The 18,827-nt window shown below is 31.0% G+C and carries 16 protein-coding genes; 9 read left to right on the top strand and 7 right to left on the bottom strand.

Translation table 11 applies throughout. From position 1 onward, the window contains the following. The first annotated feature begins 132 nt into the window (after positions 1 to 132). The 4 genes from CD113_RS06675 to CD113_RS06660 all read left to right on the top strand — a co-directional run bounded on the left by CD113_RS06675 (position 133) and on the right by CD113_RS06660 (position 6,700). On the top strand, positions 133 to 1,371 hold the full coding sequence (locus CD113_RS06675) for a polyisoprenyl-teichoic acid--peptidoglycan teichoic acid transferase (RefSeq protein WP_002462675.1): 1,239 nt from the start codon (positions 133 to 135) through the stop codon (positions 1,369 to 1,371). 22 nt (positions 1,372 to 1,393) lie between these two features. Beyond that, positions 1,394 to 1,864: a DUF2538 family protein gene (locus tag CD113_RS06670; RefSeq protein ID WP_002462674.1), complete on the top strand. Its 471-nt coding sequence runs from the start codon at positions 1,394 to 1,396 to the stop codon at positions 1,862 to 1,864. Positions 1,865 to 2,014: 150 nt separating this feature from the next. Further along, complete coding sequence (locus CD113_RS06665) at positions 2,015 to 2,437, top strand: GNAT family N-acetyltransferase (protein ID WP_002462673.1); 423 nt, start codon at positions 2,015 to 2,017, stop codon at positions 2,435 to 2,437. Between the two features lie 237 nt (positions 2,438 to 2,674). After that, a complete protein-coding gene (locus CD113_RS06660; RefSeq protein WP_002462672.1) occupies positions 2,675 to 6,700 on the top strand; it encodes a glucosaminidase domain-containing protein in 4,026 nt (1,341 codons plus the stop codon). Positions 6,701 to 7,160: 460 nt separating this feature from the next. On the opposite strand, the gene CD113_RS06655 is transcribed toward CD113_RS06660, so the two are convergent. Next, positions 7,161 to 7,580, bottom strand: coding sequence for a MarR family transcriptional regulator (locus CD113_RS06655; RefSeq protein WP_002462671.1), 420 nt, complete (start codon positions 7,578 to 7,580; stop codon positions 7,161 to 7,163). A 151-nt stretch (positions 7,581 to 7,731) separates the two neighbouring features. Between CD113_RS06655 and CD113_RS06650 the strand changes: the two genes are divergently transcribed. Further along, entirely contained in the window at positions 7,732 to 8,739 is a 1,008-nt protein-coding gene (locus tag CD113_RS06650; RefSeq protein ID WP_002462670.1) for an acyltransferase family protein, read from the top strand. Between the two features lie 464 nt (positions 8,740 to 9,203). Beyond that, positions 9,204 to 10,367, top strand: a complete 1,164-nt coding sequence (locus CD113_RS06645) for an aminotransferase class I/II-fold pyridoxal phosphate-dependent enzyme (protein ID WP_002462669.1) — start codon at positions 9,204 to 9,206, stop codon at positions 10,365 to 10,367. 85 nt (positions 10,368 to 10,452) lie between these two features. Here CD113_RS06645 and menB read toward each other — a convergent pair whose 3' ends face one another. The 4 genes from menB to CD113_RS06625 are packed head-to-tail and all read right to left on the bottom strand — an operon-like array spanning position 10,453 to position 15,078. Beyond that, positions 10,453 to 11,274 (bottom strand): 1,4-dihydroxy-2-naphthoyl-CoA synthase, encoded by an 822-nt coding sequence (menB, locus tag CD113_RS06640; protein ID WP_002462668.1) that lies wholly within the window; start codon positions 11,272 to 11,274, stop codon positions 10,453 to 10,455. Further along, entirely contained in the window at positions 11,264 to 12,070 is an 807-nt protein-coding gene (gene menH / locus CD113_RS06635; RefSeq protein ID WP_002462667.1) for a 2-succinyl-6-hydroxy-2,4-cyclohexadiene-1-carboxylate synthase, read from the bottom strand. The genes menB and menH overlap by 11 nt, the downstream gene beginning before the upstream one ends. Beyond that, positions 12,048 to 13,730, bottom strand: coding sequence for a 2-succinyl-5-enolpyruvyl-6-hydroxy-3-cyclohexene-1-carboxylic-acid synthase (gene menD, locus CD113_RS06630; protein ID WP_002462666.1), 1,683 nt, complete (start codon positions 13,728 to 13,730; stop codon positions 12,048 to 12,050). Before menD ends, menH begins: the two co-directional genes overlap by 23 nt. After that, a complete protein-coding gene (locus tag CD113_RS06625; protein ID WP_002462665.1) occupies positions 13,717 to 15,078 on the bottom strand; it encodes an isochorismate synthase in 1,362 nt (453 codons plus the stop codon). Before CD113_RS06625 ends, menD begins: the two co-directional genes overlap by 14 nt. A 180-nt stretch (positions 15,079 to 15,258) precedes the next feature. On the opposite strand from CD113_RS06625, the gene CD113_RS06620 reads away from it, so the two are divergent. After that, the gene (locus tag CD113_RS06620) at positions 15,259 to 16,197 is read left to right on the top strand and encodes a 1,4-dihydroxy-2-naphthoate polyprenyltransferase (RefSeq protein WP_002462664.1); all 939 of its coding nucleotides are present in this window, start codon (positions 15,259 to 15,261) and stop codon (positions 16,195 to 16,197) included. Positions 16,198 to 16,276: 79 nt separating this feature from the next. Here CD113_RS06620 and CD113_RS06615 read toward each other — a convergent pair whose 3' ends face one another. Continuing rightward, the gene (locus tag CD113_RS06615) at positions 16,277 to 16,825 is read right to left on the bottom strand and encodes a GNAT family N-acetyltransferase (protein ID WP_002462663.1); all 549 of its coding nucleotides are present in this window, start codon (positions 16,823 to 16,825) and stop codon (positions 16,277 to 16,279) included. 142 nt (positions 16,826 to 16,967) lie between these two features. Here CD113_RS06615 and CD113_RS06610 point away from each other — a divergent pair, with 142 nt between their 5' ends. Together CD113_RS06610 and CD113_RS12875 are read left to right on the top strand one after the other, a co-directional pair. Beyond that, a complete protein-coding gene (locus tag CD113_RS06610; RefSeq protein ID WP_002462662.1) occupies positions 16,968 to 17,195 on the top strand; it encodes a TM2 domain-containing protein in 228 nt (75 codons plus the stop codon). Positions 17,196 to 17,259: 64 nt separating this feature from the next. Then, on the top strand, positions 17,260 to 17,355 hold the full coding sequence (locus CD113_RS12875; protein WP_002462661.1) for an SAR1012 family small protein: 96 nt from the start codon (positions 17,260 to 17,262) through the stop codon (positions 17,353 to 17,355). Positions 17,356 to 17,483: 128 nt separating this feature from the next. On the opposite strand, the gene CD113_RS06605 is transcribed toward CD113_RS12875, so the two are convergent. Beyond that, positions 17,484 to 18,407, bottom strand: coding sequence for an ABC transporter substrate-binding protein (locus tag CD113_RS06605; RefSeq protein WP_050801503.1), 924 nt, complete (start codon positions 18,405 to 18,407; stop codon positions 17,484 to 17,486). Positions 18,408 to 18,827 lie beyond the last annotated feature (420 nt).

Here is an 18,827-nt window from a genome sequence, read left to right as displayed (position 1 = left end):
GCTATAAAGTACTACAATTTAAGGCTATAATGTATTAATAAATGTAAGTTAATTAACTGTCTAAGAACTATATAAATCCGAAGATAATTAATATAATAATTACACTAAAAAATAAATATAGGAGTATCAACAATGAATAAATTTTTAAAATACTTTCTGATTCTTCTAGCATTAGTTCTCCTTGTTATTCCAGTTGTCTTTGCAACTATATTGTTCAAGACTTCCGAAGAGGCTTTTAACTCATCACAAGATAGTAAAAATGCTAATAGACAATCAAATTTAAGAGATGGTAAAGTAAATCCTGAAAAGCAACCCATCTCAATCTTATTTCTAGGTATTGATGATAATGAAGGTAGACGTAAAAATGGTCAAACAGATGAACATTCTCGTTCAGATGCTATGATTTTAAGTACTTTCAACCAAGATAAACATCAAATTAGAATGTTAAGTATACCTAGAGATACTATTAGTTATATTCCTAAAGTAGGATATTACGATAAAATTACACATGCACATGCCTATGGTGGTCCTATTGCCGCAATGGATTCCGTTGAAGCTACGATGAACGTCCCTGTTGATTACTATGTCCGTGTTAATATGAAAGCATTTGTAGAAGCTGTAGATGAACTAGGTGGTATTTATTACGATGTACCATATAACTTAAATGAACCAAATACAGATGATACCGGTAAAATTAAAATAAAAAAAGGTTATCAAAAATTAAATGGTGATCAAGCTTTAGCAGTAGCTAGAACGAGACATCACGATTCTGACTTAAAACGTGGACAACGACAAATGGAATTAATTAAAATCTTATTCAAAAAAGCTCAGAATGTTGATTCAGTTGCTAAATTAGATGATGTGATACAAATTGTCGGAAAAAATGCTAAACATAATTTAACTAATTCAGAAATTAAATCATTAGCTAAAATGTATTTATCTAGTGATGTTGATATCAAGACAGCTCAATTAAAAGGTAAAGATGACTTTTTAAATAATATTTATTACTATCACCCTAGTGTCGACAGTATTCAAAAATATTCTAACCTATTACGTAAAGATTTAGATTTACCTGAAATTACAAATAAAAAAGATTTCTTAGATCAACGTGTTATAGACAAATACGGATCATTAATACCATTAACAGAACTAGATGAGAGCTTATTAAGAAAAGCTCAGCGAGATACTACTGACACAGATAAAGATAAAGACGAAGACAAAGACAATCAAGAGAATAATAATGAGCAACAATCACCACAAAATAACTACCAAGTGCCGACAAATAATCAACAACAAGCTATCCCAAATCAGAACCAGCAAATGAATAATAATCAAATGGGAGCACCTGATTATAATCAATCTGTCTATTAACTAAAATGGAGGTATTCATAAAATGAGTCGCAAAACATACGAAAAGATTGCAAACATTAATGGCATGTTTAATATACTTGAACAACAAATTGTGCATAGTAAAGATATGGCACATTTTCGAAATGAATTTTTCTATGTTAATCACGAACATCGCGAAAATTACGAAGCACTATTAATTTACTATAAAAATATCATCGATAATCCAATAGTTGATGGTGCTTGTTACATTGTTGCACTTCCAGAAATCTTTGATAAAGTAGATGTTTTTGAATCAGAGCTACCTTTCTCATGGGTATATGATGAACATGGTATTACGGAAACGATGAAAACAATTAGCATCCCATTGCAATATTTAATTGCTGCAGCACTTGAAGTAACGGATGTTAATTTATTTAAACCATCTGGATTTACTATGGGAATGAATAATTGGAACATTGCTCAAATGCGAATATTTTGGCAATATACTGCTATCATTAGAAAAGAAGCCCTATAAAATTAATCGATTTAATAATACTAAGTTAAACTGTAATATGTACTAACAAATGACGTACATATTACAGTTTTTTTAGCTATTTGATAGATAAGTCAATTTTCCTTAATTTTATGCTATTATTGATAAATTAAATTAAAAAGGAGGTATTTAATGTTTAATCAAGTAATTAATGCTGCAATGTTACAAGACTGTTTTAAAATTAGAGAAGAAGTATTTGTAAACGAACAAGGGGTCCCATTAGAGCATGAAATAGATAACTACGAAGATAGTTCTACCCATTTAATTGGTTATGAGAATGATATACCGTTTGCTACATTAAGATTGCGCCCTATAGATGAACAAACAGCAAAGATTGAACGCGTCGCTGTGTTAAAACAATATCGCGGACAAGGTCAAGGTCAAGCGCTAATGATTGCCATAGAAAAGATAGCTCAACAGCTAAACTACAAGACATTAATTTTAAATGCTCAAATTCAGGCACAAGATTTCTATAAAAGTTTAAATTATGAAACACATGGGAAAGTCTTTTTAGAAGAAGGAATCGAACACATTAAAATGTCGAAAAAGGTATGACAAAATATTACAACAACGTATGATTCTTTTTAAAATGTTTGTAATAATACTTAAGTTAAGTTGACGACAATTTTATTTATTTTCACACGTCCCTATTGGTTTAGCTTAACTTTATTGTGCTAAATTATGACTTTTTTTAAATTAAGAGTATATTACAAATTGATTAAATACCATACAGAATTTCAAGCAAATACTATAATGTTAATAAATTAATAAATGTTAGGAGTAATATATATAATGGCGAAAAAGTTCAATTATAAAGTACCTTCAATGGTGGCTTTAACTTTAGTTGGTACAGCATTTACTGCACATCATGCACAAGCTGCTGAAACAACTCAGGATCAAACATCTAATAAAAACGTCTTAGATAGTAACAAAACATTAAATAAAACTAACCAAGCTAAATCTGAGGTTTCAAATCCAACGCAAAATATCTCAGGCACACAAGTTTATCAAGATCCATCAATTGTTCAACCAAAAACTGCTGACACAACAAAAACCCATGATGCTTCATTAGAAGAAAAAACTCAAGTTGCTAATAGTGAGGCTAAATCAGAAAGCTCTAAAGACCAGCAAGCTAATGATAATGTATCAGATCAAACAGTTAATGAAGACAATGCATCATCAGCAGCTCAACAACAAACTGATAATGAACAAAATTCTGATGCTCAAGTTACTAACGAACAACAAGGTAGTCACACAAATGAAGAAGTTACGACAGTAGATAACGCTCAACAACAAAACCAAGCTATAGCTAATAAAAATGCTGAGACAAATCAACAGACTGAAACAACTAAACAACAAACAACTACTCAAGCAAACGATCAACAAGACGTTAAAAAGCAAGATGAGCATAAAGTTATTCAAACTTTAGATAATAATACAAACAGTTCGGGATATCGCTTTGATGATGATGAAGACGACGATGTAACAGAAAATGAAAGTCATACTGAGATCAATCCACAAACATTAAAATCTTTAGCTCAACCAGCGACAACTCAAGCAAATGACAAAGCAGCAACAGTAAGCGAATCAACTAATAATGTTACACCACGTGTTGCAACATTTAGTTCTATCGCCAAACCAAGAATGTTACTTGCTAAAACGTCAACAACTACTAAAAGTTTACCGAAGTATAAACCACAAGTTAATTCATCAATTAATGATTATATTCGTAGAAATAAACTTCAAGCACCAAAAATTGAAGAAGATTATACTTCTTACTTCCCTAAATATGGTTATAGACATGGTGTAGGTAAACCTGAAGGTATTGTTGTACATGATACTGCAAATGATAATTCCACTATTACTGGTGAAATTAATTATATGAAAAATAATTATAATAATGCTTTCGTACATGCATTTGTAGATGGTAATAGAATTATTGAAACACATCCTACAGATTACTTATCTTGGGGTGCAGGTCCAAACGCCAACAATCGTTTCATCAACGTTGAAATAGTACATACACATGATTATGCTTCATTTGCGCGTTCAATGAATAACTATGCAGATTATGCTGCTACACAATTACAATATTATGGTTTAGTTCCTGATAGTGCTGAAAAAGATGGTCGAGGTACAGTATGGACTCACTATGCAATTAGTAATTTCCTAGGTGGAACTGACCATGCCGATCCACACGGTTACTTAGCTAGCCATAACTACAGTTATAATGAATTATATGATTTAATTAATGAAAAATACTTAATTAAAATGGGTAAAGTTGCTGCTTGGGGAGCACCATCATCTGGAACGACTAGTGGATCAACATCTAAGCCATCAACACCATCTAAACCTGCAGCAAATAATTTAACTGTTGCTGCTAATAATGGTGTAGCTCAAATTAAACCATCAAATAATGGTCTATATACTACCGTGTATGATAAAGCTGGTAAAGCCACTAAAGAAACTCAAAAAACATTAGCAGTATCTAAAACTGCTACATTAAATAATCAAAAGTTTTATTTAGTCCAAGACTATAATAGTGGTAAAAAATTAGGATGGGTTAAACAAGGTGATGTAGTATACAATACTGCTAAATCCCCTACTGCTGTAAACCATTCTTACAGTATTAAACCTGCAACAAATATTTACACAGTACCTTGGGGTACATCAAAGCAAGTAGCTGGTAAAGTATCTGGTTCAAAAAACCAAACATTCAAAGCCACTAAACAACAACAAATTGATAAAGCAATTTATTTATATGGCTCAGTTAATGGTATTACTGGTTGGGTAAGCAAATACTACTTGTCAGAATTAGCTAATAATACACCTAAACCATCAACACCATCTAAACCTGCTACTAAACCTACAACAAACAATTTAACAGTTGTTGCTAACAATGGTGTAGCTCAAATCAAATCATCAAATAATGGTCTTTTCACAACTGTTTATGATAAAACTGGTAAAGCAACAAAAGAAATTCAAAAAACATTTGCCGTTTCAAAAACAGCAACATTGAATAACCAAAAATTCTATTTAGTACAAGACTATAATAGTGGTAAAGCTTTAGGATGGGTTAAAGAAGGCGATGTAACATATAACACTGCTAAGTCACCTATTAAAGTAAATGAAACTTACACTGTTAAATCAGGTTCTAACTTATACACAGTACCTTGGGGTAGTTATAAACAAGTGGCTGGTAAAGTATCAGGCAATGGTAATCAAACATTTAAAGCTACTAAACAACAACAAATTGATAAAGCAATTTATCTATATGGTACGGTTAATGGGCAAAGTGGTTGGATTAGTAAATATTATTTAACTGCTCCAGTAGCAACTAAGACATCAGTTAAACCAGTTTCAGCTGTTAAACCAATAGCTAAATCTGTACCTGCAACAAATACAACTCAAACTGTTAGCAAAATTGCACAAGTAAATGCTAAAAATAGTGGCGTGCGCGCTTCAGTTTATGATAAATCAGCTAAGAGTGGTACAAGATATGCCGACCGTACATTTGTCGTTACAAAACAACGTACACATGGTAATGAAACTTATGTCCTATTAAATAACTCAAGTCAAAACACACCTATTGGTTGGTTTAATGTTAAAGACTTAAATTTACAAAATTTAGGAAAAGATGTTAAAACAACTGAACAATATAAAGTGAATGCAACAAATAGCGGTTTAACTATGATTCCTTGGGGAACTAAGAATCAAATTATCTTAACGGGTAATCAAATTGCTAATAAAGCATTTAATGCTATTAAACAAGTAGCAGTTGGCAAAGATGTCTATCTATATGGTACTGTTAACAATCGTACTGGATGGGTTAACGCTAAAGACTTAACAGGTAATTCTAAACCTGCGACTGTAACTAATGCTAAAGATGTTAACTACACATATGTTATTAAAAATGACAATGGTTATTATTACGTTTCACCTAATGCAGCTAATAAATATTCTTTAAAATCTTATCATGAGCAACCATTTGCTGTTATTAAAGAACAAGTTATTAATGGCCAAAAATGGTTCTACGGTAAATTATCAAACGGTAAATTGGTTTGGATTAAAGAAAGTGATGTTGCAAAAGAATTAATTAAATACACAAAAACAGGACAAACGTTGAATCAAGCTGCTAGTATCCAATCTCATTTATATGATCGTCCACAAGTACAACGTGTAGCTGGTTCATGGACAAATGCTAACTATAGTGAAATTAAATATGCTATGGATACAAATCGTTTAGCTAAAGACTCAGCACTTAGATATCAATTTTTACGTCTTGATCAACCACAGAATATTTCAGTTGATAAAATCAATAAATTCTTAAAAGGTAAAGGCGTATTAGAAAACCAAGGTGCTGCATTTAGCGAAGCAGCTAAGAAATATGGTATTAACGAAGTCTACTTAATCTCACATGCCTTACTTGAAACAGGTAATGGTAAATCACAATTAGCTAAAGGTGCAAATATTGTTAATGGTCGTGTTGTAACTAATACAACAACTAAATATCATAACGTATTTGGTATCGCAGCATTTGATAATAATCCATTATATGGCGCTATAAATTATGCTAAAAATGCAGGATGGAATTCTGTATCTAAAGCAATTGTTGGTGGTGCTAAATTTATCGGTCAATCTTATATTAAAGCTGGACAAAATACACTTTATAAAATGAGATGGAATCCAAGCCACCCTGGTACACATCAATATGCTACTGATATTGATTGGGCTAATATTAATGCACAAATTATCAAAGGCTTATATGATAAAATTGGTGAGGTTGGTAAATACTTCGATATTCCAAAATATAACTAATTTGAGTTTCACTACTACCCAAATTAGTAGCTCATTATAAATTTAAAATTAACTTAACCACTAAAAATTGAACCCCAAATGCTGAATGTCATCAGCATTTGGGGTATTTTAATACAACTATCAATCGACTATAGTTGTTAAGGGTTCTATATTAAATGACTCTATAATAACTTCAGTTGATAAGATAATTTGAAAGTTATCTTACCAATCGAATTTGACAATGAGCCGTTATTATAGTTTCTCTACTAAATTAGATTGATATGTAATGATTATAAAATCTACCATAATTTATCAGCCACAAAAAAGTGAACCTTATTATAATCATTTAAACACAGTTAGTTACAACATTACTTATAAAAAATCGCTAAAATATGTATGAACTTTAAAAATAGGTCATTCATATATTAGCGATGATTCTATATATTTTTATACATTTATTTATCATGATATTGCTCTTCTCTTACAACATAATGCGTCTTTGGTTTAATTTATCTAGTAATTGATTTAATTGTTGTAATTCATCAGATGATAAACACTGGCATCTTGCTTCAATTAACTCACATCTAGCATTATTAATTTGCGTTATTAGTGTTCTTGCTTTGTCAGTTAATATCAACTCTTTACATCTTAAATCCTCATTCGATTGTTGACTTGTAATATATCCCTTTTGTACTAATTTTTTTATCCAGCGTGATACTATCGACTGTTCCCTGCTAATCTTCATCGTTAAATCATATTGTGATAGTCGATCAAAATTATAAAGTATACGTAATAATTCAAGTTGATCACCCGTAATATCACTTCGTTGGCCAAATCGTCTGTTTACTAAGTTCAAATCATTGTTTGTCAGTGTAATTAGCTTTTCTAGTTGTTTGTACATGTTGTTCTACTCCACTACATTTTATTTATAATATTATATTATTTTTTTATTAAATAGACAATACTATTCGACAGTTTAGACAAAATTGTTGCATAACTAGTTCTAAATATAATAAATTAGTAACAGTCTTAAGAAATAAAGGAGACAAACAATGACTACATTAAAAGATAGAGATTACTTCTTTGATAACGCACGCGCAATACTTATCTTTTTAGTTGTATTTGGACATATGTTACAACCTTATACTAGTGGAGACAAATATTTATCAGCGCTTTATTTAGTAATTTATAGTTTTCACATGCCAACATTTTTATTTATATCAGGTTATTTTGCTAAAAATATAGATCAACCATTCTATCTAGAAAAAATTGCAAAAAGATTATTAATACCTTATATCATTTTCTTTATGTTTTTCTCTATCTATTATTTTTTGACAGGAAAAAGCGATGACTTACAATTAGATCCATTTAATCCAGTATTTGCATTGTGGTTTTTAATGACACTCTTTTTCTTTCATGTCATTTTAGTAATAGTACGCAGGTTTAATCCTACTAAAGTATTAATTGTATCAATTATTTTTTCAGTGATAGCTGGCTTTTCAGTAAATATTGATAGTTACTTAAGTATTTCAAGAACCATTGTCTTTTTCCCAATCTTTTACATCGGTTATTTATTTACTAAAGATAGAACAATGATATTTAGACAAAAGAAATGGATACCAGCATCAATTATCATTTTCTTTGTTTACTTTATCATTTACATTATTCATCCGATTAATGCTGATTGGTTGTTGGGTGCTTCTCCATACACTTCATTAGAACATGAAGGATCAAATATATTCAGTCCATTTAAACGTTTATTATTGTATATGGTAATATTAGTTGCGATGTATGCTTTTTTAAATTTAGTACCAAAACATAAGCAATTTTATACATATATAGGTCAAAGAACGATGTATATATACTTGTTACATGGTTTAGTTATTGGCATAGTTAGAGGACTAGGTTGGTATCCTTTTAAAGGAACACATTCAATTATGATTTATGTATTTTTAGTTGTCATTTCGACCATTATTGTAATCATATTGTCATCTAATGTTGTTTGTAAATGGACGAATCCAATAATAAATTTAAAACAACCTTCACAATTTAAAGGTTAATTTTAATTTACCGCTAATTATTGCACATAAATAAAATTGTTGTGATATAAACTATATTCAGTCGTAATTGTTTAGATTGTAAATTATAAAAATGCATCAATATTTTATGAAACCAGTCAGTATTGACAGAGTGGATAACGTAATCAATTTTAAAAATAGCTTACGACGTCCACTCTTTTTTAAAATTTTGACATTGACTTACATGAACGATTTATATAATTAACGCTAGTATGTCTTGTCACAAATCATCTACTTTTATTAGTTTCTGCTTTATTGCTTTACTTAAAGCAATGTCAAATCCCCATTATTAAACTTAAGGTTCAGTAATCATTAAAATTATATCCCCTATCAGTATTCATTTTTCCTATATAAATCTAATGCTACTTCCTTAAAGTATGTTATGATAATACTAATTTCTAAATTTTTAGATAATAAATATTCGCTATAATATATGAGGTGTAACAATGGAACTGTCATTAAATTCAAATTCTAAATTTTTAAGGGCTCCTAGCATTAGACAATTTTCAAATCGTATGAAAGATATTGATGATTGCATTAACTTAACGATTGGTCAACCCGATTTTCCAATGCCGGATGTAGTTAAAAATGCCTATATTAAAGCTATAGAGGATAATGAAACCTCTTATTCTCATAATAAAGGATTACTTGAGACTCGACAGGTAGTTAGCAACTATTTTTATAATAAATATCACTTTTTCTATGATCCAGAAGAAATCATTATAACTAATGGTGCTAGTGAAGCCATAGATACTGCATTACGTTGTATTATTGAACCTGGTGATGACATACTTATTCCTGGCCCGATTTATGCTGGTTATATACCGTTAATTGAAGTTCTAGGCGGTAATCCGATTTATATAGATACATCAACGAGTCATTTTAAAATTACGCCTGAAGCTCTTGAAAACCACATTACGAACAACACAAAAGCAATTTTACTTAATTATCCTACTAATCCAACAGGTGCAATATTAAAACAGCATGAAGTATCAGCAATTGTAGATGTCTTAAAACAACATGACATCTTTATTATTAGTGATGAAATTTATGCTGAAAATACATTCACTGATACACATACGTCATTTGCACAATTTGATGCTATCCGTGATCAATTGCTATTAATCGGTGGTTTAAGTAAATCACATTCAGCTACAGGTATACGAATTGGATTCTTGCTTGGACCACAATATTTAATTGATAAATTAACTTTTATGCATGCCTATAATTGCATTTGTGCTAATGTCCCTGCCCAAAAAGCGTGTATTGCAGCACTCAATGAAGGCTTAGATGCGCCATCCTATATGAATCAAGCTTATATAGAACGTCGAGATTATTTAGTTGAACAGCTAACACAACTTGGTTTTGAAATTCCAGCACAGCCTGAAGGTGCTTTTTATATTTTCCCAAGTATTAAGCATTTAACTGATAATGATTTTGAGTTTTGTGTAACTCTTCTTGAACAAGCACATGTTGCTATCGTACCTGGTTCAGCTTTCACTAGCGCAGGCAAAGGCTATGTTAGAATTTCTTATGCCTATGATATGTCAATATTACAAGAAGGCATTAAACGTCTTAGAAATTTCTTACAAACTTATACTGCTGAATAATAAATAACCACTCATAACATCTAACTTGTTTATGAGTGGTTTATTCATTGTCAAATATTTAATTGTTATCCCGAAAGCTATTACCTTATGGGAATTTTGGGAATTGGTCAAAGTCTGGATCACGTTTTTCTTTAAATGCATCGCGACCTTCTTTGGCTTCATCAGTTGTATAATAAAGCAATGTTGCATCTCCAGCCATTTGTTGTAAACCAGCAAGACCGTCTGTGTCTGCATTCATTGCAGCTTTTAAGAAACGTAGTGCAGTTGGAGAATGTTTCATAATTTCGCGACACCATTGTACAGTCTCGTCTTCCACTTGTTCTAATGGTACAACAGTATTAACTAGTCCCATATCCAATGCTTCTTGAGCATTATATTGACGACATAAGTACCAAATCTCACGTGCTTTTTTATGTCCAACGATACGAGCTAAATAACCTGAACCGTAACCAGCATCAAATGATCCTACTTTTGGACCAGTTTGCCCAAAGATAGCATTATCAGCTGCAATTGTTAAGTCACAAACAACGTTAAGGACGTTACCGCCACCAACTGCATATCCTTTGACCATTGCTATAACAGGTTTAGGAATAATACGGATTAAACGTTGTAAGTCTAACACGTTTAAGCGAGGGATTTGGTCTTCGCCTACATATCCACCATGTCCACGTTTTTTCTGATCGCCACCAGAACAGAATGCTAAATCTCCTTCACCAGTTAATACAATGACTGATACATTTTGATCATCACGAGCACGTGAAAATGCATCTATCATTTCAGCTACCGTCTTAGGTGTAAAAGCATTTCTTACTTCTGGACGATTAATAGTAACTTTCGCAATCCCTTCGAAAAATTCATATTTTATTTCATCATATTCTCTTAATGTTTCCCATTGTCTAGTAGTCATTTTGCTCCTCCTTTAAAAATCCTAATATTATTGTATCAAATTCCGCTCTATCTTCCACGTGAATTGTATGTCCTACACCAGAAATAATGTTACATTTACTCTTTGGAATCAAATTTGACATTTTTTGGGCAATCGACACAAATTTTTCATCGTATTCACCAGCTAATATTAAGGTTGGTATAGTGATTGATGGAAGTAATGGCCATAAATTAGGCATTTGTCCAGTGCCATAATCTCTTAGTGCTTTTGCTAAGTTAGTAGCATTTTGAGATAAACGTTGTTGTCTAATCTGTTGCTGCAGTTCTTTAGCTAATTGCTGTTGTGACATAAATAATGGTAATTGTTCCCAATCATTAACAAACATTTCAATCCCAGCAATGTCTAACACATTAGCACGCGCACGATCAACTTGAATACGCTCTTGTTTCACTACCTCATCTTCAATACCAGCTGTCGTACTTTCTAATATCAGTCCAGATAAAAGTGACTGACCATTCAAAGCATAATAAAGTGCGACACGACCACCCATTGAATAACCACATAAATAAATTTGATAATCATGATAATTCGACAATACTTTATCTAATGCTTTAGTAATAAAATCAAAATGCCACACTTCATTATGAGATGACGTATCTTGACCATGTCCTGGTAAATCAATTGTTAGCACATGACTTTGTATTAATAAATGTTGAATGTGTTTATCATAAGTGCGACTATCACTGATAAAGCCATGTAATAGAACGATAACTTGTGACGTATGATGTGATGACTTATAAAAATGATGATTTAGCATGAACAATCTCACTCAATTTCTTATATAATTTTTGGTGTTGCTGATAATTATTTTGACGATTTGTTTGCAGCTCATAAATTGTCGAACTTATCGTAGATAATGATAACTGTGCAAAATCACTAATATTATCCATTCTGACGAAATTAAAGTCATACATTAAGGCTGCGTGTTCGAAATTCAATCCTGTCGGTGTACCAAATAAACGTTCAAAATAATCAGAAGCACTGTCTTTTTGAGGTAAATACGAAAAAATTCCTCCACCATCATTATTTAACAGTATGATGTTCATATGAATATCATTCAATTTAGACATTAATAAGCCATTCATATCGTGATAAAATGATAAATCACCAATTAAAAGTGTAATATCTTTATGTACTGCCATACCTAATGCTGTTGACGTAACACCATCAATACCATTAGCACCACGATTGGCATAAATATCAATGTTCTGATTTACAAACAAATTATCAATATCTCTGATTGGCATACTATTACTAACAAATAGTGCATGATGATCAGGTATTTTATCTAATACCTGTGCAACAAATCCACTTTCATCATTTGCTGATGCAATATAGTGTTGAATTTCAACTCTAGCCTGATGCTCTAAGTCATGCCAATACGTTAACCATGATTTTCTATTGACACTATCTTCATTCATCAATGATCTGAAAAAGTCATTGGCTGACATATCATATGCTACGTTAGGTTCAATTGGAAATACATCGATTTTATCATTATTTTGCACAATGATTTGAAAAGCATCACAAGCTTTTAACCACTGATTCGTCTGTTTTGAAATGACAGGTTTCCCTACTCTAATAACGAAATCAACTTGAGGTTTTAAACCCGAACGAAACAGTAAATCATATGTTGTAATAACATTAGGATGTTGATACTTACGAATTTTACTTAAAGGATCTGCTAAAATTGGCAAATCAAATATAGTTGAATATGTCAATAACTGGTCAATTTCTTGATGCTGCATATCACCAACAATAATCATACCTTTTGGACGTGCTAACACTTCTTTAATATCAGTAATATCAATTGTCTTTTGATAACGTGGTATTAATTTATGATGCGATGTTAACAGATGAGTTACTGTTAAATCAGGTGTTAATGGATCTCTAAACGGTAAATTAAAATGTATCGGTCCTTTATGTGGTCCATATAAATATTGACTAGCTATTTGTAATTGATACTGTATTGTACCCAAACATTCTTTACTATTATCAGCAATTGGCATATCAAACTCATAATTAACGTAATTATTAAACATATTAACTTGGTTAATTGCTTGCGGTGCACCAACGCTTCTTAATTCATGTGGTCGATCACTCGTTAAGACAATTAATGGTAAACGACTTATCTGACTTTCAGCAATTGCTGGTGTATAATTTGCTGCTGCTGTTCCTGATGTACATAATATTGCTACAGGTTTATCACTACCTTTAATTAAACCCAAAGCAAAAAATGCTGCACTACGTTCATCCGGATGTATCCATGTTGTTATATTTGGATGTGCTTCAAAAGCAATCGCTAAAGGTGTTGACCTAGATCCAGGACTAATAACAACTTCTCTTACGCCATATGCATATAGTTCTGAAGCAAATGTATAAACTTGCGTCGTTAATGCTTCGTTATGATTTGTCACTCATATCAACTCCTAAAGCTTTCATCATTGGTGAAAACTTCAAATTCGTTTCCTCTACTTCACTATCGGCATTAGAATCTTTAACAATACCGCAGCCAGCAAATAATGTAGCTTGATTTTGCTTAATTAACATAGAACGTATTGCCACAATAAATTCACAATCATTATACAGATCAATAAAACCAACTGGTGCGCCATAAAGACCTCTCGTACCAAACTCTTTTTGTTCAATAAAATCCAAAGCTTGTTCTTTAGGATACCCACCTAATGCAGGTGTTGGATGTAAATTGTCTATTAGTCCACTGTAAGACGCTTGTTTTAAAGGTGCTTTTATTTCCGTATACAAATGATATAAATAATCATTTTTCAAAATTTTAGGTGATTGATCATAATTGATATCTGTGACATACGGCTTGATATCATGTAAAATGCTGTCTACAACAAATTGATGTTCATTTAAATTCTTATTATCTTTTAAGAATGCTGCAATATGTTGTTGGTCTTCTTCCTCATCATGTGTTCTTTTAATTGTACCAGCAACTGCCTTTGTAGATAACACTTGATTCCTAATCTTTAACAACTGTTCAGGTGTTTGCGAGAAGAATATAGAATCATCAGACTCTAATAAAAAGATATAGCTATTTTTTTCCTTTGATAAAGCTTGATTAAGTATAAATGGAATACTGATATCTCTATCATATTTAATCAAACGTCTTCTTGCTAAAACAATTTTTTCATCTTTATTCATTGCATCAATAGCTTCACTTACTAACTGACGCCAGTCCTCTTTATAGATATCTTCTATTCGCGTAATATTACCAATCGTTATATCAAGTGGCTTCTTTTCAAGTCCATTGAAACGATCAACTAATTCACTAAATTGCTCAATATCAAAGTCATTACGTTTTACAGTATAAGTTAAATAGCAATCATTGTGATCTATCGAAATAAGTACTTGTGGTAATACAAAATGATTTAAACCAAATTCACGCCATTCATCATCAGACTTATGACTTGAAAATTGGAATCCTCCTACTATTCTTAAATGATGTTTCGTTTCACTTGGATTTATTAATGCAACGTCTTCTTTTACTTTTTCCCATTCTCTAAAGATAGACTGCTTATTTTTAAAATTATTTTTAAAAATTTTAACTGCTGCATAACCAAAATATGACGTTTGATTATCATTCAAACGCATATAAAAACGATCTCCTCTATGCTTATCAGTGAGTTGAAATAATGTAATCGGATCTAATTGTTGAGTTAATTTAACTTCAACAGAAACCCATTCTTTAGAGCATTCATATATTTCACTTGTAATATAGTCCTTATCTATGCCCGTAGTCATTCATTTCACTTCTTTCCTAGTCTTTTTTCACTCATTATTATATTGTATCATTTTTAAATAAATGTGTTACTAGAATTGCTTAAAACAATTGAGCAATTTTATACGTTCATTGACCTTTATGCTACTTTCTATTACACTAATTTTGTTATTAAAATAAATTTTAAAGAGGTTATGAAATCAATGGCAAATCAATATCAACAATATTCTACTGTTAACAAATATTGGCAATTGATGCGTCCTCATACATTAACTGCTGCCGTAGTGCCAGTTTTAGTGGGTACTGCCGCTTCAAAACTTTACTTTCTTGGTAGTGAAGACCACATTAAAATTATAATCTTTCTAGCAATGTTGTTAGCTTGTTTGTTAATTCAAGCAGCTACTAATATGTTTAATGAATATTACGATTATAAAAAAGGTCTTGATGATCATGAATCAGTTGGAATTGGTGGCGCAATTGTACGTAATGGCATGAGTCCGCAATTAGTAATGCGCTTAGCTATCGCTTTCTATATTATTGCTGCTATTTTAGGTATTTTCTTAGCATTTTATAGTTCATTTTGGATTTTACCTGTTGGATTAGTATGTATGGCCGTAGGTTATTTATATACAGGCGGACCTTACCCAATTTCATGGACACCATTTGGCGAATTATTTTCTGGTGTTTTTATGGGAATGATCATTATACTCATTTCATTCTTTATTCAAACTGGTAATATTCAAACCTATGCAGTTTGGCTAAGTGTCCCAATCGTCATTACTATTGGATTAATCAATATGGCAAATAATATTCGTGATCGCGTTAAAGATAAAACCAGTGGACGAAGAACATTACCTATCCTTTTAGGCAAAAAAGCTTCAATCACATTTATGGCTATTATGTATATCATTGCTTATTTATTTGTAATTGTAACTATATTTATTAAACCAGGTGGTTCACTATTTTACTTACTCGTCTTATTTTCTTTCCCAATGCCAATTAAAGTGATTAGACGATTCAAAAAAAATGACACACCTCAAACGATGATGCCAGCAATGGCAGCTGCAGGTAAAACTAATACCTACTTCGGCTTATTATATGCTCTAGGAATTTATATTAGTGCTGTTTTAGCAGGTATTTAAATAGCATTTAACACATAACACTCGTTAAGACGATTCAATCGTTTTAACGAGTTTTTTATGTTTACTTGTCCATTAGAGTTTAATAAACCATATGATAATAGTCATGTCCATATAATGTAATGTCATCTTCATATGTAAATCCTACTTTTTGATATAACTTAAATGCTTGTTCATTATATTTATCGCAATTTAAGCTCCAAAGTAATGTTGGCTGTTGTTGAAGCAGATATGTTATTAATTTCGTAGCGATACCTTGCCTTCTAAATCGGTCAAAAACAGCTACAGTTTCAATATAATACTCATTATCTTTTGCTTCTTTAACAGGTAATGGAGAGCCAAATTTCTTTATATGTAATGGTAAATCAAGTGTTGTCCAATTTTGTTCATACGTTAGTTCTTTGTTCGCATTATAAGCTATAATACAACCTGCTATTTCTCCACCTACTTCATAGACCCATATATGTTGATAATACGTTCTATAAGTCACCTCAGTACAACTTTTGATAATAGCATCAATGACCTGTGCTTTAGGTATTTCTTTTACCATATCTAACTCCATATCTTGCCACACGATATAAATTAATTGTGCAATTGTTGGACAATCAGATATTGTTGCTTGTCGAATCATGGCTATCAATCCTCTCCCTTTATCACTTTATTATAATAAATATTTGATTTTGTTAAAATATTTAGCTTGAAAATGATATGATGATATTAAGCTGATACGACAAGACGAAATTATTATATATTAATAAAAGGAGTTTAACGTTATGAAGGTTAATAAAACAATTTATGTATTAGTAGCAATATTTCTTGGAGGCGTAGGTGTTCATAAATTTTATGCTGATCAATTTGGTCAAGGATTATTACACTTACTGTTTTTCTGGACAGGCATACCAAGTGTTGTTGCCATTATCAATGCTATTATAGTTATATTCACTAAAAAAGCTGATAAAGATGGTTATATTGTCTTTCCTAAGAAAGAAAAAACAACATAATATACACATACAATCAATCAATATGGGTATATAAACTCTATAATTAATTATTGGAGTTGAAAAAATGCAAAATATTATTAAACGAATTGCAAGAATTCTTATTGTAGGATATGTAGTTAAATTTATTCGTAATAAAATGTCAGGTAATAAAAATCAATAACATAAACATACAACAGATTTTAGATAAGTTGTTATATTATCTAAAATCTGTTTTTTGTTAACAACAAAAAAATCAACCCAATAATTATAGTAAAGGTTGGATTGATTTTAATCATCATATTTAGTTATTTATTTACTTTGTTCAGCAATTTTTTCTAAATCGTGTGCCATACTCTCACTTGAAATTACACCTCTAAATTGCATCCATTTATTACGGTCAACATCATATACTTTATTATCTTTAACTGCTTGTAATGACTTCCAAACTTTAGGATCAATAAATGTAGTTCTATTCTTATCTGTTTTGCCATTACTAGCTACAATCATTACTTTAGGATCAATATCAGCCAGTTCTTCATTATTTAAATATTTGTATGGACCATCTTTTTGTTTACCGATATGATCTGTTTGTGATTTTGGCAATTCAGCTTTGACACCCATTTTATTTAAAAATTCACCCATAAACGTTTCTTCTGTATTTATAAACATGCCTTTATGAGAAACACCAAAGGCAAACGCAGATTTCAAATTACTTTGCTCAACTTTCTTTTTAGCTTCTGCAAGAATTTTATCATGCTTTTCTAACCTTTGTTGTCCTTCTTTTTCTTTATTTAAAGCTTTAGAGACCGTTTTAAATGATTTCATGTTGTCATCATAATCACCTGCGCCACTAACTAGCATAAGTGTTGGTGCAATTTTCTTTAAATCTTTTCTAATTTTTTTATGACGACTTTCATCTGCAATAATTAAATCTGGTTTGAGTTGACTAATTTTTTCTAAATTAGGTTGTTCACGTGTACCAACTGATTCGTATTTTCCCAATTTATCTCTTACTGGTTTAGTAATGTTCTTATCACTACCTTCATCCGCAATACCTACTGGTGTCATTCCTAGTGCAGCTAAATGATCAATAAAAGTATATTCTAATACAACGACTCTTTTAGGATTTTTAGTTACATGTTCTGTACCATAAGCATCCTTAATTGCCACTGTATCCTTGTTATGATGTTCTTCTTTATTACCACAAGCAGATAACACTAATAATGTAACCATAATAAAGACTATAAACTTAAATGATTTTGCCAAAATATATATCCCCCTATAAAATTATGTAATTATAAGTTGATTTTAACATTTATAAAGATTGAAAATAATAAGTTTTGAAAATGTTAATTAAATGTACACTTTTGGCTTTTAAAGAAATTATTGTTCTACTAATTTTCGTAAATTTCAAGTTTAAGTTAGCCACTTATATTTTTAAGTAGTACTAACGTTTTAGGCTCTTTTCTATTTTGTAAACCCAAAATGACTGGTAGATATTTTATCTATTACTCATCTTGGGTTAATAACAGCTAAAGTATTTAGCTGTTAAATGATTATAATAGATTTAATGCTTTTAATGCTTGAGTTCTTCTATGATGAGCTGTGTCATACTCTAATATTTTTCTAAGATAATCATTCATAAATTGTTGC

This window comes from Staphylococcus simiae, from assembly GCF_002902085.1.
GTDB lineage: Bacteria > Bacillota > Bacilli > Staphylococcales > Staphylococcaceae > Staphylococcus > Staphylococcus simiae.
This window is presented reverse-complemented; position numbering and strand designations above follow the sequence as displayed.

Bases quoted from the DNA above. Each gene is read 5' to 3' on its own strand.
- CD113_RS06665 (WP_002462673.1), top strand. From the start codon at position 2,015: ATGTTTAATCAAGTAATTAATGCTGCAATGTTACAAGACTGTTTTAAA.
- CD113_RS06660 (WP_002462672.1), top strand. From the start codon at position 2,675: ATGGCGAAAAAGTTCAATTATAAAGTACCTTCAATGGTGGCTTTAACT.
- CD113_RS06675 (WP_002462675.1), top strand. From the start codon at position 133: ATGAATAAATTTTTAAAATACTTTCTGATTCTTCTAGCATTAGTTCTC.
- CD113_RS06615 (WP_002462663.1), bottom strand. From the start codon at position 16,825: ATGATTCGACAAGCAACAATATCTGATTGTCCAACAATTGCACAATTA.
- CD113_RS06610 (WP_002462662.1), top strand. From the start codon at position 16,968: ATGAAGGTTAATAAAACAATTTATGTATTAGTAGCAATATTTCTTGGA.
- CD113_RS06620 (WP_002462664.1), top strand. From the start codon at position 15,259: ATGGCAAATCAATATCAACAATATTCTACTGTTAACAAATATTGGCAA.
- CD113_RS06655 (WP_002462671.1), bottom strand. From the start codon at position 7,580: ATGTACAAACAACTAGAAAAGCTAATTACACTGACAAACAATGATTTG.
- CD113_RS06645 (WP_002462669.1), top strand. From the start codon at position 9,204: ATGGAACTGTCATTAAATTCAAATTCTAAATTTTTAAGGGCTCCTAGC.
- menB (WP_002462668.1), bottom strand. From the start codon at position 11,274: ATGACTACTAGACAATGGGAAACATTAAGAGAATATGATGAAATAAAA.
- CD113_RS06605 (WP_050801503.1), bottom strand. From the start codon at position 18,407: ATGGTTACATTATTAGTGTTATCTGCTTGTGGTAATAAAGAAGAACAT.
- CD113_RS12875 (WP_002462661.1), top strand. From the start codon at position 17,260: ATGCAAAATATTATTAAACGAATTGCAAGAATTCTTATTGTAGGATAT.
- CD113_RS06670 (WP_002462674.1), top strand. From the start codon at position 1,394: ATGAGTCGCAAAACATACGAAAAGATTGCAAACATTAATGGCATGTTT.
- CD113_RS06650 (WP_002462670.1), top strand. From the start codon at position 7,732: ATGACTACATTAAAAGATAGAGATTACTTCTTTGATAACGCACGCGCA.
- CD113_RS06625 (WP_002462665.1), bottom strand. From the start codon at position 15,078: ATGACTACGGGCATAGATAAGGACTATATTACAAGTGAAATATATGAA.
- menH (WP_002462667.1), bottom strand. From the start codon at position 12,070: ATGCTAAATCATCATTTTTATAAGTCATCACATCATACGTCACAAGTT.